Origin of the sequence: Coleofasciculus sp. FACHB-712 (assembly GCF_014695635.1) — a bacterium.
Lineage (GTDB): Bacteria > Cyanobacteriota > Cyanobacteriia > Cyanobacteriales > FACHB-T130 > FACHB-T130.
In genome coordinates this window covers 18,584-32,003 of the sequence record NZ_JACJOQ010000626.1, presented here as the reverse complement: position 1 = coordinate 32,003, position 13,420 = coordinate 18,584, and the positions used below count along the sequence as shown (strand labels likewise).

The window sequence follows — 13,420 nt, the reverse complement described above, 5'->3', positions numbered from 1 at the left end:
CAAATTGTTCTGATGCGCGATCGCCTTCTGGATGTTGTCAAGTCAATCCAGCTTTCCCGTGCGACTTTCAACAAAATCCGCCAAAATCTGTTTTGGGCGTTTGCCTACAACACCATCTCTTTGCCCGTCGCTGCGGGTGTGCTGTTACCCACTTTCGGGCTTGTTCTCAGCCCATCTGCTGCCGGAGCATTAATGGCTTTTAGTTCTGTCAGCGTTGTCACTAACTCGCTTTTGCTCCGTAAATCTCTCTCTACCGATAACTGATTGAGTCCAGGCGTGTTTAATCAGTCGGATTGGTTTGTTACAAATATCTTAAATTAAACCTGCTTTTCGATAACTGCCAACGAACAATTGACCGCTAACTCGGTGTGCCACAATATGATAGAGGAGATTATAACCCTCCAAACACATCAAGCCTGCTCCAAGCTGACGACACTGGCTTCAGGGAAGGTGGGGGTGTTACGCTGGAGTCCTGCCAACCTCCGCCAAAGCGCCTCTTGTTTTCCTCAAGATAAGGCTCGGTCGAGTGTTGATATTCAGGGTGCAGGCACAGGCGCTTATCCCGCCGGTTGAGAATGGTGCCACTGTTAGTCTAAGTAACTGTTTTTCATAAACCAACCGCCCTCTCTCTAAATAATTTTTCAATGGCTGTAAAACTGCATCTGAACCATATATTGATTATTGAAGATGATCAGGGACGTAAGGAGTTCCCCTTAGAAAAGCCCGAATATTGCATTGGCAGAGACCAGAAGTGTGATATTCGGTTGTACTCCCAATTTGTATCGCGCCGGCACGCAACTTTAGTGCAAAAATTGCGTGCGGATGGCTCTTACTATTATCGAATTGTCGATGGCGACAAAGGCAAGCCCAGCGCCAATGGTCTGTTGATCAATGGTCGAAAACTCCAAGCTCACGATCTCGAAGATGAAGATGAGATTGTGTTTGGGCCGCAAGTGCGGGCACGCTACTTCCACCTGAAGCGAGAATCCATTCCCACGGGACCTCCAGATGAGTGGGACATTACCCTGATTAGTCCCAATATGGTTGGCGATGGGGAAGAACCTTAATTTTCTCCATGAAAATCTCGCCTGAGAACTTCCCAGGGGGAAGCTTGTCTATCCGGCGACGCTTTCAACTAGTTGCCAATGGCGATTTTCCGCGATCGCCTGATGCACCTGATAGAACATCTGGTGGCAGTGGTTGTCCACTTGCAGGGGCAACTCTTCGTTTTTCACTACAAAATTCATCCGCACTTCTCGGTCGGTAGCGGTCGATTTATCGATGAGCACTTCCACCGTCACCAGCTTGGCAAAAGAGACGTGACCCGGTATCTCGCGAGCCATCAAGTAGTCTCCAGTGTTGTAGATAATATCGAAATTACAGGACTCCAAAACTTCTATGAGCACCTGCTGGAGACGCTCAAGGGGAACTGCAACGATAAATGAACAAGTATAGCGAGCCATAAAAAATCCCCGACGTCATATCCCTCGACCCTCTTATCATACCGAACCTTCGTTTCGGGTCAGAAAGGAATGCTTGTTTCTAAGGCTAGAGCCATCACCCAGCCTTTATCAGCTTCCAGCATACCAGTCGCTCCTCCGGAAGAACTAAGTAGGGAAGTTACCAAAAGCACGGGGTGGGGTTGACTGATACTTTGGAAGAATGAAGGATGAGTGGGTTGTGGATTCATTGGTGCTTGTGAGCCACATCCCGATCTTGAGCAAGAAAAAAGGGCTGTGATGATAAGGATTGGGGAATGCAGGGCAAGCTGATTGTGTTTGAGGGAGTGGAAGGAAGCGGTAAAACAACTCAGATGCAGCGATCGCGCGATTGGCTTCTGAAAAGGATGAAGGCAGAATCTCCGATTTTCTCGCAGGTGGCGATCACCAGAGAGCCAGGGGGTACAGAATTGGGTAAAGCTTTGCGCCGCTTGTTGCTCGAAGGGGCTCTGAATCACCCCATTCAAGACCGGACAGAACTATTGTTGTATGCAGCAGACCGCTCGCAGCACGTTGAACAAGTGCTAAAACCAACCCTGGCGGCAGGAGGAATTATTTTGTGCGATCGTTACACCGATTCCACTATCGCCTATCAAGGCTATGGTCGAGGTCTTAGCCTATCTTTAATCGAGAAGATATGCCAAATGGCGACAGACGGACTGGAAAGCGACCTCACCCTGTGGCTAGATGTTGACGTTGAAATAGGTCTAGCACGCGCTAAAGCCAGGGGAGCCGCCGACCGAATGGAGCAAGCAGAATTGGCGTTCCACCAACGGGTACAGCAGGGGTTTAGAGCCTTAGCAGCAGCCCATCCCCAGCGGATTGTGCGGGTGGATGGCAGTGGCACTGAGGCAGAAGTCCAAGGGCAAATTCAGGCTATCTTGACTCAACGATTTCGGGAATGGTCTCTAGAAAATTAAAAATCTATAATTCCCTGGCAGTGGGGATTAAACTATCAATACAATTTTTGAGGGTTGGTTCCAGACGCCATATATCGCGTCTCCAGGGTAAATGGTACTGCTTGCAAATTTTTTGAGTTTTGCCTTTTTTTGCGGTTAAATGAACTTTTTTGCGGAACTTGTCGGACAAAATCGAGCGGTTGAGTTACTAACTCAGGCAGTGGCTCAAAATCGGATTGCTCCTGCCTATCTATTTGCGGGTCCCGAAGGCGTCGGACGCAGCATGGCGGCTCGGTGCTTTGTAGACCTTTTGTTCTGTGCTAATGTACCCGCAACTGAGCCAGACGCCCCCGAATCTCCTGTGATTAAGGAAGGAAGCAAGGGGAGTATTGCGTCTATCAAAAACCGCTTGCGGCAGGGCAATCATCCAGACTTATTTTGGGTGCAACCGACCTATCTGCATCAGGGTCAACGATTATCTGCCGCCGAAGCCGCCGAAGCGGGTGTCAAGCGCAAGGCTCCGCCGCAAATCCGGCTGGAGCAAATTCGGGAAATTACCCAATTTCTGGGACGTTCGGCGCTGGAGGCACCGCGATCGCTCGTTGTGCTGGAACAAGCAGAAACAATGGCAGAAGCGGCTGCAAATGCCTTACTCAAAACCCTGGAAGAACCGGGACGAGCAACGCTGGTTTTAATCGCACCAACGCCGTCGTCGTTGTTACCGACGCTGGTATCGCGCTGTCAGCACATTCCTTTCTATGGTTTAGACTCGGCGGCAATGGAGCAGGTGTTGCGGAAGACGGGTCACGAAGAGATTTTGGAGCATCCGATGGTGTTAGCGATCGCGCAAGGCAGTCCGGGAAGTGCGATCGCTTCCTGGGAGCAACTCCAAACGATTCCCCAAGACTTACTTCAGGACGTTATCCATCTGCCAAAATCGTTTCGGGACGCCCTTGAACTCGCCAAACGGATTGATAAAACTCTCGATACAGAAGCCCAACTGTGGTTAGTTGATTATCTACAGCACACTTACTGGCAGCAATTCTTGAACGGTGTAATTCATAAATTGCCCCTCCAGCAACTCGAAAAAGCCCGCCAATCTCTCCTGAGTTATGCTCAACCGCGACTTGTCTGGGAAGTAACGCTATTAGAAATGATTTAAGCCACCATTTGAGAGGAAAAAATTGCTTTAACTCTCTTCAGATGAGGGCTTAAATTCAGGGGAATGGGGGCTTTTAATTTTTTCTTTTGCGTCTGGTTGCTGGCAGGCAATCATGGTTGTGATGTGTTCTTTTTCGTCATTGCGGATGGCAACGAACACATCGTAAAGATTCTCAATTTTTGGGCGACGCTCCCTTGGTGTATGAGAGATTTGAAAATCATCAAACATGTAAAGATCGCCCTCGTGGTAGTAATCAATTGCTATCTGTGGAGCTGGCTGAGTTTTGAGTTCAGCCTCATGATCTGTTAGAAATTTATCGTAGGTGTGGTAAGCACCTTCTTCGACTAACTGATTAAAGTAGTAAGCCGATCTGGGAGCAATCATGTATACAAAGACTAGAATCCAGTAGTAAGCCAGGACGCCAATCCGAGCAATCATGCGATCGCTCCACGATTTCCCCCCACCCAATGCTTCGATGATGCGGAGATGATGCAACTCATTCCAGGACTCAGCAAAGTGAACCTTGATCCAATCAGCATAAGGCCACGCACCGAGACTTTCATAGAGATGAAGAACCGATAAATAAGCAAAACAAGGAACGCGAGCGATCGTTTCCAATACATAAAATCTTGCATACCATCGTTCTTGGTAAAAAGTTTTTAAAATAAATTCTAAGAAACTAACGAGTAAACGAATCATTCTCCTAGTCTGCTTTTAAAACGACTAATAATTATAAACTCATGGATTAAGTATAAATAAATGTAAAATAATTGACAAACCAAGTAACCCGATTGATGTATTGCAGGGGGTTAGCTGATATTGAATTTTTATACCTACCTAATACTCACCTACTGAGACTGCTGGACATCTACTGTGCGGACAACACTTATTGACCAGATTGTTCCACCAATTTTCTCAGACGCAGATATGCCTCTTCTGGGGTGAGCGGTTCTGATTCGGTTTCGTTAGGAATATAGAATTGGCTGCTATCTGGAAAGTAGCGGACGACAAAACTAGGGATAAGACCTAATTTTAGAGCTTTTTTTCCAAATTGTTCTGCTGTTTCCGAAAGGGTCAATTCATCATGGAACTGAGGTTGAGTCATAATCTTTTTGTCTCCTCAATAGTGTTTATAAATATAAACTAATAGGGACGCTAAGTTACAAAAGCTCAGGCAATAGCGCCACCAAGTGTAATTTACAAACAGTCCCTTAAAAGGGAAGCTGGGAGTTTACTAAGCAGAGGGTTCGACAAGAAAGGGTTAACAAAAGCGCGATAGCGTTAGCGAAGCGAGGCGTTAGCCTAGCGCTGACTTGTCAGTTCGCCATCCGACTTAGCGTTTCCGGAGGATAATCGCTGTTTCCCTGACCGTGTAGTACCGTGTAGAAACTCCCAGAGGGAGATTGCCATTCATTTGTTGTCCTTATTAACCAAGTTAATGCCTACCCCTTCCCTGAACTTCTACCGGAGGAGTGGGCATTACGTTAAATCTCTTGGTGATCTTATATACCAACCACTGAATGGTAGATTTCGGACAGTTTTCTTAGTTGACTTCTTCCTCGCACATCGTCAACACGCTTGGCTTGCAGCGTTTGATGGTGACTTCGATCCCGCAAGCTTTTTCACTTTGGATATCTTCAATATAGCCAGGGCACGCAGTTGCCGCTTCAGCGGAGTTGTGAAAGGGACCAAAATAGTAGATACAGCGAGGCTCAGTAGTGGCAATTTCCACCCACCAAGACATTCGGAGACCTTGTGCAAATCCTGTCAAGACCTCTTTGATTGTTTTGAGCAGTGCCATAGGAAGTGATAACTAAGAGAATTAGGGATTAGACAAACTAGACAGAGGCATTGAAATTCTCGTTTAAACTGAATGACAGTTCTGCCCAGCTCGATAGGATAACCTGGCAGTCGGCTCATAGTTGTACGATTCTGCTTTCATACAACTGCGTCACTGTACTCAGATGCGATCGCCAAATTGATATTTTATATCTTTTAGAAAACCTCAAAGAATATCAAACACAAAATTTGTTCTTGAATTCTAGTTTAACGGATGCAACTTGGCACAAGTGTATGCAATACAACCTTAAAGTTCAAGATATTGCTGAATAATCAATAAACCCTGACATTAGCAGCGTAACTGTTGACCATCACTAGCTTTCTGTTTTTGGGATATTTGCTCCCACGCCTAGTTCTTTTTTACTTGTCTTTAACTGCTTCCACAGAGACTTAATATCCTTGTATGCCTGTTCGGAAGAAATCTTACCTCCGGTTTGCAACGCAGATATATAAGAAATTTTTTGTGCAAATTCCTGTAAATTCGCATTAAAAGCTAGCTCCTCTGGAGTGAAACGACCCCAATAACGACTCTGGGGGTTGAGAAAGCTTAATTTATTGATATTCTCTGGCATAGTACAACCCTCTATAACTAATTTTATAGTTAATTAACAGGTAGGCTAATTAAAGATTAATTGCCTCCGTTCAATTATTTATAAATAGGTAATCAAAAACCATTACTTATTCCCATCATTCACAAAACATCTTGATTTTTACAACATTCTTTAATGTTTTAGCTTTATAAAGTCTACTGTTATTTATATCCCTAGTTTTAGTAGTCTAGGAAATACTGATATTTCGCGAACGCGACAGTGGCGAGGTAAGGTGGGAAGCTTCCAAATACAAAGCGAACTGTAATCTGGGTGTGGGAAGGTTAATCGCTGGCGTTGATTGGTATCTTCTTCTGTGGCTAATGATGAAGAAGTCTGGAAGTTTTTCAAAACGCAATGGGGCGATGACACAGATAGGGAAACTTCTTGTTTTTGCATACAAAAACTGCTAGGGCAGTTTGCCCAACTCCGTAAGAATGCACCTTTGGAACTTTACCCGTTACTGTTTTACCAAACTTCTACCACAGGGCTGGGTTGAATGTTAAATTTACCTGTGATTGGAAGCACAAAACCTATGTTTAGGAAAGATAGCGCTATCGTGGATAGAACAGTAAAGTTGTCAAAACAAGCGTAAGAGCTACAGCTTTGAGACATCTGTTTTATAAAATATAAGAGTTTTAAACGGCGATCGCGAGAATTGCCTTGCACTTCTAAGATAGAATGAACCGACTGGGAAATTATTAGGCGATCGCGCATCCAAAAAAACTTTCTATTGCAGTTAATCAGGAGGTTTTTATTGGTGTTTGTGAGCGATGACAGCTTAGGGAACTTCGCGGGGGTGCTGTTACGCGATCGCATACATAACGGTTTCAGTATTTCTAGCAGAGTTTTTAACTGTTTAGCTAAAATTGTATCGCTAATAAATAAACGAAATTATTCTCATTCAACCTGATTTTTCGCTTACACTAGAGGGATCAGCGAACCTTAAATCTATTTGCAATTCTGAATACAAAAAGCCCCTATCAGTTGCTTTCTAGGGGCTTGGTGTTGTCTGTCAGTATATCCCGTTGCAGCTTCTTGCGGCAGGATAACGATTATCTAAGGCTTAACTTTTGTCCTCTTCGCCTGCATCTATCTGAAGAAATAGATTGATGTAAACTCAGTGAATAATTGTATTAAAAATCACAAGCAATTTTAATTAGGTTCTTTCAAAACTTGTCTTTTCATACCCCGCGTAACTGAACTCTTGATTGCGTTCGTTAACGAAGCGGTGCTTAGTGCAAAGCAACTTTGTGAAGCGATCGCAAAGCGTATGCAGAGAGTGATAGAATCTCCCTTGTGCTTTACTCACATTGCGCTCGGTTCCGCACTACAGGGTGTTGTACATCAAAGATTTTCCAATCGCTAAATATTTAGTTAGAAAACCCTAATTATTTCCATAATCTCAAAAAATAAGCTTGAATATACATTAGTTAAATAAAATTTACTTTTTGCCGCTATTTGCATATTTAATTTATTCATTTAATAAATAGATAAATAGGGGGAGCAAGGATTGCCTCTTTTGGAAGGGCGCAATTAGAGAAAGGAATGTTAAAAGGAAAAAAGCAGTGAACTTGATAGAGGGTAAGAAGTTCTCAATCATGCCCTTAGTGAAGGTAAAACTATGAAAAATGAAATAAATGTGAACTTATTTGCCCAACAAATTCAGCAAATTAACTGGCGATTAGCTGAGCTGTACAAAGGGGCAACCATCGCTCCGCCTAAAGAGCCAGAGCTACTGCCAGTCGCCTTCAAGGAGTTGGGCATCGCCTCGGAAACGCTACAAGTGGCGCTAGAGGAACTACGCCAGCAGAATGAGGAACTTGTAGCCGCACGACAGGCGTTGGAAGCCGAACGCCACCGCTACCAGGATCTGTTCGAGTTAGCACCGCAAGGCTACCTGGTGACGGATGCAGAAGGGACAATCCGAGAAGCCAACCGCGCTGCTGCTAAACTGCTCAACGTGTCGCCAGAGTTTTTAGTGGGCAAACCGTTTGTCATCTTCATTCCTCAAGAAGAACGTCGAATCTTTCGTAACGAACTGACTCGGCTGCATGAGCAGCAACGAGTATATGAGTGGACAGTACGCCTACAGCCCCGTAAAGGTGAGATTTTTGACGCGGGGATAACAGTCGCCACTACTCATAATAATGGGGAAGGCAAAGCCGTCACATTGCGTTGGCTGATTCGCGATATCACTGAGCGCAAGCGGGTAGAGAAGGCGCTAGAAAAAAATAACTACGACCTCAAGCAAGATCGCCCTGTACAGGCTTACTCCAAAGGAGAAATCATTCCCCTCGACCCTCAAAACCTGTGGTTAGTGTGTCGGGGTTTGGTGAAGCTGAGTACGATGAGTGACAATTGTGAAGAGGTGCTGGTAGGGTTAGTCGGTCCTTCGATGCCTTTTGGCTCTTGTTTAACCGCCCTGTCAACCTATCAAGCAACTGCCGTCTCGGACGTGCAGATAGTTAACATTTCCCTCTCAGAGATAACAGCCTCCCCTCATCTTGCCCAGACTATTTTACCGAAAATTAATTTGCGGTTGCGGCAGACAGAATCGCTTTTGGCGATTTCTGGTCAGCGACGATTGCAAGACCGCTTGCAGAATCTATTGTTGCTGCTGAAACAGGAAGTTGGCGAACCTGTGCCGCAGGGAACTCGTTTGAGCGTTCGTCTCACCCATCAAGACCTTGCCAATGCCTGCTGCGTCACCAGAGTGACAATTACCCGTTTGTTAGGGAAGTTACAGCAAGAAGGAAAGATTTCCTTTGACTCCAAATACCACATTATCCTCAAAGAGGGAAGCTTCTAGAGTAAGCGGTTAGGGGTGAGTTATCAGTTGTTGGTTGATTAACAAGTGACAGTGGGTAGCTTGAAATCAAGTCTGAAGACTGTCTATGCCAACGGCGTCAGAGAGGGACGCTAAGCTGTGTTCCTGCAATTTTTGCAACAGACCCTCCAGAATGCGGCGTACCATCCAAGGACCTTCATAAATCCAGCCAGTGTAAACCTGGATCAGGCTAGCACCCGCCGCGATTTTCTCCCAGGCATCTTGGGCAGTGAAGATGCCGCCGACGCCGATAATGGGCAGTTGACCTTGCGTTTGCGTGAAGATAAAGCGAATGACTTCGGTAGAACGTTCTCTTAAAGGGGCACCGCTGATGCCACCGGCTTCTTCACTCACGGGTTTACCAGTTGGGGAAAGTATCTGGGTTTTTAGATGATCGCGCCGGATAGTGGTGTTAGTGGCGATGATCCCAGCCAGTTGGTAATTTTTAGCAAGTTCAATCACAGAAGCGATCGCTTCCCACTCCAAATCTGGGGCAATCTTTACCAGTAGAGGTTTTTGTCCTTGATTTTCTTGTTGCAGGGCATCTAGAATCAGACTCAGCTGATCCGAAGACTGGAGACTTCGCAATCCCGGTGTATTGGGTGAGCTAACGTTAACGACAAAGTAATCTCCCAAATCCTTCAAAAGGCGAAAACTACCCAGATAGTCAGCAGCCGCAGCCTCTAGTGACGTTATCTTAGATTTACCTAGATTAATTCCTAGGGGAATGTTGAAGGTTGAAGGTTGAAGGTTGGAATTTTCAGCTTTTAACTTTCCACTCCAGCTTTCCAACCTTTGCGCCATTGCCGCTGCCCCTTGGTTATTAAATCCCATCCGGTTGAGGGCGGCTTTGTCCATCGGCAAGCGAAACAAGCGAGGACGGGGATTTCCCGGTTGCGCGTGTAAGGTTACGGTACCGAGTTCCGCAAAGCCGAAGCCGAGACTAGGCCAAATCCCAGCCGCGACGCCATCCTTATCAAATCCAGCGGCTAGACCCACTGGATTGGGGAACTTTATCTTCCACAGAGTTTGTTCTAAGCGAGCATCTCTCTTGGCGTAAGATTGCTGTAATTGTGCAACAATCCAGCTTTTGGGGGGATGAGAAGGCAAACCGGCAAGAGCGCTGAACAGATGGAGCGTTTGTTGATGCAGCCATTCTGGATCGGCTTTCAATCCGGAAAATAATGCCGGACGAATTGCGAGTTGATAGATATCCATAATTTAATCATTCGTCGTTAATCATTAGTCATTGGTAAAAAAGAAAACAAAAATAACTAATAATTGACAACCGACTATCCTCAAGTAAGGGCATTCTAGATATTACAAGCTTTGCAAGAGACACCCACGAACAAAGTTCATACCAAAAACATGAAAGTCTCTTTCCCGCACGCCCGACTTCCGAGTTTTAAGACACTCACCGATGAGCAAAGTTTCACAACGAACAAGCTGAAAATCTTTCTTTTTGAGACGCTCTGGTTTGTTCGGGCAATCCGGGAGTAGAGCGCCGCTACGCTAACAGTCCTACTTTCAAGTGAGAAATCTGACAAGCGACAAGCGATCGCAATGAGTCGGGTCGCGGTTGAATAACATGGATCAACACCACACTCCAGACCAAAGTCCAGCGGACTACGAAAACCAACTTGTTGCCTTGGGGCGCGTCCTTCAGACCATGCGGGAAGAGGAGAATGTTGACGTTCTCATCGAAACCACCCTGAATTATCTCGCCTCCGAGTTTGACTATCGCCTGATTTGGATTGGCCTCTACGATCGCTTAGATCACCGTTTATTTGGCAAAGGCGGCGTCACTCCCACCGGCGACACAAAATTTCTTAAAAGTAAGTTTACCCTAAGTCCCGGCGACCTTCTGGAGCAGGTAGTCATCCAGCAGCGCTCCTTAGGCGTCCCAAATCTCAGCGAAGAAGTGCGGGCTGGAGAATGGCGTCGAGCAGCTCAACAATTTGGAATTCAGGGTGCGTTTTTTTATCCTTTGCGCTGCAAAGACCGTTGTTTTGGTGTCGTGCTACTAGGATCGTCCTTGTGGGGTGCCACTCCTCGACCGGGAGAAAAAGCCCAGATGTCAATGCTATTTGGGGGATTAGCTGCTGCCCTGTACCAGATTGAACTTGACTGGCAGCACTCCTCGACCAAGCGCCCCGACCAGCCACTATTTCAGGTGCTAGACCAGATGGCGCGGATGCCTGCGATGGATCAACGCCTAGAGGCTGTGGTAGCCATGACGCAGCAATTTATTGGACCAACTCGCACCAGCGTCTACTGGTATTCCCCAGAGCGACGCTACTTTTGGCACCGAGTTGGCAACCGCCAGACATCTAGGGGACTCGCTTCCTCAGCCGCCAGTGCTGCTGCTGGTCTTACCGTCCAAGAAGTCAGCGAATTTTATCTAGCTCTGAATGAAAATCGGCTGATTGCCATTGGCGCGGGTAGAAGCCCCCTAAAAGCCGAAGTAACCGGGCGCTTGCTCTCCAGGTTGCGGGCACGCTCCCTTTTGGCTGCGCCGATTCGGGTAAAGCAGGAACTGGTGGGCTTTCTGGCAGTGGAAGGCAATGAAGCTCGCATCTGGGAAGAAGCGGAAAAAAACTACATTCGTGCGGCTGCTCAGTTGATCTCCCTAGGGGCAGGAAGTGAGGAGATAGAAGGAACGCTTGAGCGTACCCAACAGGATGCCCAACTGGTAGCAGAGTGTGCCCGTATCCTCGCCGACAACACAAACGCTGAGAAAGCCTTAGATGAGTGTGCCCAACTGCTCTTGAAGCGGCTGGGGGCAGAACGTTTTTTGGTACTGCAACAACCCAGAAGTGGTCATGGGTCATGGTTCGGGAATGGGGGACAAGACTCATTCCCGATTACTCCAGGTTCAACTGAAAACTCAAAACAGAAAGCTGAAAATTATTCGGTTGTTTACCAGCGCCAGCCACTGAATAGAAGACCCCTAACAACTTCCCTCAGCGCTGTTACAGGTGCTGACCGGCAGCTAATCGAGGAAAGTCCTGAAGCCGTGGCGATTGAAGATTGGGAACAAGACCCGCGACTGGGTCGCTGGCGGGAGAGCTTGGCGGGTTTAGGCGTGCGATCGCTTTTAGTCTGCCGGATGTCCAGTCGCGACACCTCTGAGCTTGACCCAGACCTGAAAGAGAACTTACCCCTTGTTGTCATTGGTCATAACACCCCCCGAACTTGGAACCAAACCGAGCGCCAATTACTAGGCATCGTCAGCCAACAATTAAGTTTGGCAGTCCGCACCTTGGAGATGAGAACCTCCACCCAACTCTCAGAGTCAGCCCAATCCTTCTTCCAGGCTGGCTTGAAGATTCTCTTATCGGCACCGCCAGACCCAGCCGGGTTCGATCGGGCTTGGGTGGAATTCCTCTCTGAGATGCTGCAATCTCCTCTAGCGCTCTTGCTTACTTGGGGAGGCACTCGGAAAGATTCTCGGATTGAAAACGCCAAGGTAGCGGCGGCGGTGATGGCAAACTCGCGGTTTGCCCTTCCCCCCGACCTCTCGGTTCCACTCAACGATGCATTGATTCAGGAAGCTCTAACGGCTGAGGGTCTTCTAGAAAAGCGGGGCACGCAAATCCCCGGTAGATCCCGGCAATGGCTGAGCAGCGCCAGTATCGGCTGCTTGCTGGTCATGGCTCTCCCCCAGGATGAAGGCGGAAGGACGAAGGAGGAAACAACTCCCCTTCATCCTTCCGGTGGTCTGGTTGTGCTGGCAGACAGCCCCCAGCGTCAGTGGCCCGAACACTTACTTCCGGTTGTGGAAACCTTGATAGGACAGTTCGCTCGGATTCGCCAGTACACCTTGGAAAACGCCGCTCTCTATGGGCAAGTCAGAAACCTAGAACAGCTGAACTGGTATAAACATCGTTGTATGGCAAGCTTGCATTCCTCTGCCGCCGATCGCCTTAACCGCCTGAATCAACTTGTAGGGGGGGGATTATCAGACATCCCGCTGGGAGAACAAACCAATCGTGCAGACAGTTCTGTACCTTCTAAAGGGCATCCTCCAGATAAATCTTTAGCGCGTATGCATTCCTCACAACTCATCCGCGAACTAGGGAATATCCTTGGGGAGTTCGCCCCGCTCGTGGAGGAGGAGCAGTGGCAGCTGAAGCGCCGACTGACAAAGGTGCCGTTAGTGAATGTGTTGAAGCGATCGCTCTGGTTCGTTCAACCTCTCTACCATCAGCGCCAGATTCAAGTATCCATCGGAGGAGTGGGTAGCAACCTTCACGTATATAGCGACCTGCTTAAGCTGGAATGCGTCCTCTCCGAACTGTTAGCGATCGCAGCTCGTAAGGCAACCGCAAACAGCCGGATTCATCTCAAGGCTGAAGTCAAAATTCCCCAAGAGGACAGCGCTTCCCTCGTGGAATTGTTAATGACCGATTCGGAACGTTTTGATTTGACAACACCCGTAGGAGCGGGTTTCCATCTCGAACCAACCTTGAAGATTTGCCAACGCTTCGTGCGCTCTTTTGGCGGCGATCTCCAGTTTTACCAGATGGAAGGACACCGCTACTTAACTCGGTTGTTACTACCAATGGTCTAATTAAAAATTAAAAATTGAATGCCCAATTTTT

At 47.2% G+C, this 13,420-nt stretch carries 15 protein-coding genes and 1 pseudogene; 9 read left to right on the top strand and 7 right to left on the bottom strand.

Annotation, left to right across the window (positions count from 1 at the left end; all coding sequences use genetic code 11):
* The 3 genes and pseudogenes from H6F50_RS23250 to H6F50_RS23240 all read left to right on the top strand — a co-directional run.
* Positions 1 to 264 (top strand): annotated as a pseudogene (locus tag H6F50_RS23250) (heavy metal translocating P-type ATPase); the annotation flags it as partial.
* Positions 265 to 378: 114 nt separating this feature from the next.
* Positions 379 to 573, top strand: coding sequence for a hypothetical protein (locus H6F50_RS23245; RefSeq protein ID WP_190430520.1), 195 nt, complete (start codon positions 379 to 381; stop codon positions 571 to 573).
* A gap of 71 nt (positions 574 to 644) precedes the next feature.
* Positions 645 to 1,067, top strand: a complete 423-nt coding sequence (locus H6F50_RS23240; RefSeq protein WP_190414059.1) for an FHA domain-containing protein — start codon at positions 645 to 647, stop codon at positions 1,065 to 1,067.
* 48 nt (positions 1,068 to 1,115) lie between these two features.
* On the opposite strand, the gene H6F50_RS23235 is transcribed toward H6F50_RS23240, so the two are convergent.
* Both H6F50_RS23235 and H6F50_RS23230 read right to left on the bottom strand, forming a co-directional pair.
* Positions 1,116 to 1,463 (bottom strand): hypothetical protein, encoded by a 348-nt coding sequence (locus H6F50_RS23235; protein WP_190414060.1) that lies wholly within the window; start codon positions 1,461 to 1,463, stop codon positions 1,116 to 1,118.
* A 59-nt stretch (positions 1,464 to 1,522) separates the two neighbouring features.
* Positions 1,523 to 1,690, bottom strand: a complete 168-nt coding sequence (locus H6F50_RS23230) for a hypothetical protein (RefSeq protein ID WP_190430519.1) — start codon at positions 1,688 to 1,690, stop codon at positions 1,523 to 1,525.
* 66 nt (positions 1,691 to 1,756) lie between these two features.
* Here H6F50_RS23230 and tmk point away from each other — a divergent pair, with 66 nt between their 5' ends.
* Together tmk and H6F50_RS23220 are read left to right on the top strand one after the other, a co-directional pair.
* Positions 1,757 to 2,419: a dTMP kinase gene (gene tmk / locus H6F50_RS23225; RefSeq protein ID WP_190430518.1), complete on the top strand. Its 663-nt coding sequence runs from the start codon at positions 1,757 to 1,759 to the stop codon at positions 2,417 to 2,419.
* A gap of 139 nt (positions 2,420 to 2,558) precedes the next feature.
* Complete coding sequence (locus tag H6F50_RS23220; RefSeq protein ID WP_190430517.1) at positions 2,559 to 3,560, top strand: DNA polymerase III subunit delta'; 1,002 nt, start codon at positions 2,559 to 2,561, stop codon at positions 3,558 to 3,560.
* 27 nt (positions 3,561 to 3,587) lie between these two features.
* Here the strand turns inward: H6F50_RS23220 and H6F50_RS23215 are convergent, their stop codons facing one another.
* The 3 genes from H6F50_RS23215 to H6F50_RS23205 all read right to left on the bottom strand — a co-directional run bounded on the left by H6F50_RS23215 (position 3,588) and on the right by H6F50_RS23205 (position 5,361).
* Entirely contained in the window at positions 3,588 to 4,259 is a 672-nt protein-coding gene (locus H6F50_RS23215) for an alternative oxidase (protein ID WP_190430516.1), read from the bottom strand.
* Between the two features lie 187 nt (positions 4,260 to 4,446).
* Positions 4,447 to 4,665, bottom strand: coding sequence for a hypothetical protein (locus H6F50_RS23210; RefSeq protein ID WP_190430515.1), 219 nt, complete (start codon positions 4,663 to 4,665; stop codon positions 4,447 to 4,449).
* Between the two features lie 438 nt (positions 4,666 to 5,103).
* Positions 5,104 to 5,361 carry a DUF1816 domain-containing protein gene (locus H6F50_RS23205; RefSeq protein ID WP_190430514.1) on the bottom strand — a complete coding sequence of 86 codons (258 nt, stop codon included), beginning with the start codon at positions 5,359 to 5,361 and terminating at the stop codon, positions 5,104 to 5,106.
* Between the two features lie 50 nt (positions 5,362 to 5,411).
* Here H6F50_RS23205 and H6F50_RS23200 point away from each other — a divergent pair, with 50 nt between their 5' ends.
* A complete protein-coding gene (locus H6F50_RS23200) occupies positions 5,412 to 5,672 on the top strand; it encodes a hypothetical protein (protein ID WP_190430513.1) in 261 nt (86 codons plus the stop codon).
* A gap of 41 nt (positions 5,673 to 5,713) precedes the next feature.
* On the opposite strand, the gene H6F50_RS23195 is transcribed toward H6F50_RS23200, so the two are convergent.
* Entirely contained in the window at positions 5,714 to 5,971 is a 258-nt protein-coding gene (locus tag H6F50_RS23195; RefSeq protein ID WP_190414073.1) for a hypothetical protein, read from the bottom strand.
* 316 nt (positions 5,972 to 6,287) lie between these two features.
* Between H6F50_RS23195 and H6F50_RS23190 the strand changes: the two genes are divergently transcribed.
* Together H6F50_RS23190 and H6F50_RS23185 are read left to right on the top strand one after the other, a co-directional pair.
* Positions 6,288 to 6,485 carry a hypothetical protein gene (locus tag H6F50_RS23190; RefSeq protein ID WP_190430512.1) on the top strand — a complete coding sequence of 66 codons (198 nt, stop codon included), beginning with the start codon at positions 6,288 to 6,290 and terminating at the stop codon, positions 6,483 to 6,485.
* Positions 6,486 to 7,610: 1,125 nt separating this feature from the next.
* On the top strand, positions 7,611 to 8,798 hold the full coding sequence (locus H6F50_RS23185) for a PAS domain S-box protein (RefSeq protein WP_199292331.1): 1,188 nt from the start codon (positions 7,611 to 7,613) through the stop codon (positions 8,796 to 8,798).
* A gap of 66 nt (positions 8,799 to 8,864) precedes the next feature.
* On the opposite strand, the gene H6F50_RS23180 is transcribed toward H6F50_RS23185, so the two are convergent.
* Positions 8,865 to 10,034 carry a quinone-dependent dihydroorotate dehydrogenase gene (locus H6F50_RS23180; RefSeq protein WP_190430511.1) on the bottom strand — a complete coding sequence of 390 codons (1,170 nt, stop codon included), beginning with the start codon at positions 10,032 to 10,034 and terminating at the stop codon, positions 8,865 to 8,867.
* Positions 10,035 to 10,404: 370 nt separating this feature from the next.
* On the opposite strand from H6F50_RS23180, the gene H6F50_RS23175 reads away from it, so the two are divergent.
* Complete coding sequence (locus H6F50_RS23175) at positions 10,405 to 13,389, top strand: GAF domain-containing protein (protein WP_190430510.1); 2,985 nt, start codon at positions 10,405 to 10,407, stop codon at positions 13,387 to 13,389.
* Positions 13,390 to 13,420 lie beyond the last annotated feature (31 nt).

Excerpts from the sequence above, each read along its gene's own strand:
- H6F50_RS23195 (WP_190414073.1), bottom strand. The coding sequence starts at position 5,971 with ATGCCAGAGAATATCAATAAATTAAGCTTTCTCAACCCCCAGAGTCGT.
- H6F50_RS23205 (WP_190430514.1), bottom strand. The coding sequence starts at position 5,361 with ATGGCACTGCTCAAAACAATCAAAGAGGTCTTGACAGGATTTGCACAA.
- H6F50_RS23235 (WP_190414060.1), bottom strand. The coding sequence starts at position 1,463 with ATGGCTCGCTATACTTGTTCATTTATCGTTGCAGTTCCCCTTGAGCGT.
- H6F50_RS23220 (WP_190430517.1), top strand. The coding sequence starts at position 2,559 with ATGAACTTTTTTGCGGAACTTGTCGGACAAAATCGAGCGGTTGAGTTA.
- H6F50_RS23240 (WP_190414059.1), top strand. The coding sequence starts at position 645 with ATGGCTGTAAAACTGCATCTGAACCATATATTGATTATTGAAGATGAT.
- H6F50_RS23230 (WP_190430519.1), bottom strand. The coding sequence starts at position 1,690 with ATGAATCCACAACCCACTCATCCTTCATTCTTCCAAAGTATCAGTCAA.
- H6F50_RS23180 (WP_190430511.1), bottom strand. The coding sequence starts at position 10,034 with ATGGATATCTATCAACTCGCAATTCGTCCGGCATTATTTTCCGGATTG.
- tmk (WP_190430518.1), top strand. The coding sequence starts at position 1,757 with ATGCAGGGCAAGCTGATTGTGTTTGAGGGAGTGGAAGGAAGCGGTAAA.
- H6F50_RS23215 (WP_190430516.1), bottom strand. The coding sequence starts at position 4,259 with ATGATTCGTTTACTCGTTAGTTTCTTAGAATTTATTTTAAAAACTTTT.
- H6F50_RS23185 (WP_199292331.1), top strand. The coding sequence starts at position 7,611 with ATGAAAAATGAAATAAATGTGAACTTATTTGCCCAACAAATTCAGCAA.
- H6F50_RS23210 (WP_190430515.1), bottom strand. The coding sequence starts at position 4,665 with ATGACTCAACCTCAGTTCCATGATGAATTGACCCTTTCGGAAACAGCA.
- H6F50_RS23245 (WP_190430520.1), top strand. The coding sequence starts at position 379 with ATGATAGAGGAGATTATAACCCTCCAAACACATCAAGCCTGCTCCAAG.
- H6F50_RS23175 (WP_190430510.1), top strand. The coding sequence starts at position 10,405 with ATGGATCAACACCACACTCCAGACCAAAGTCCAGCGGACTACGAAAAC.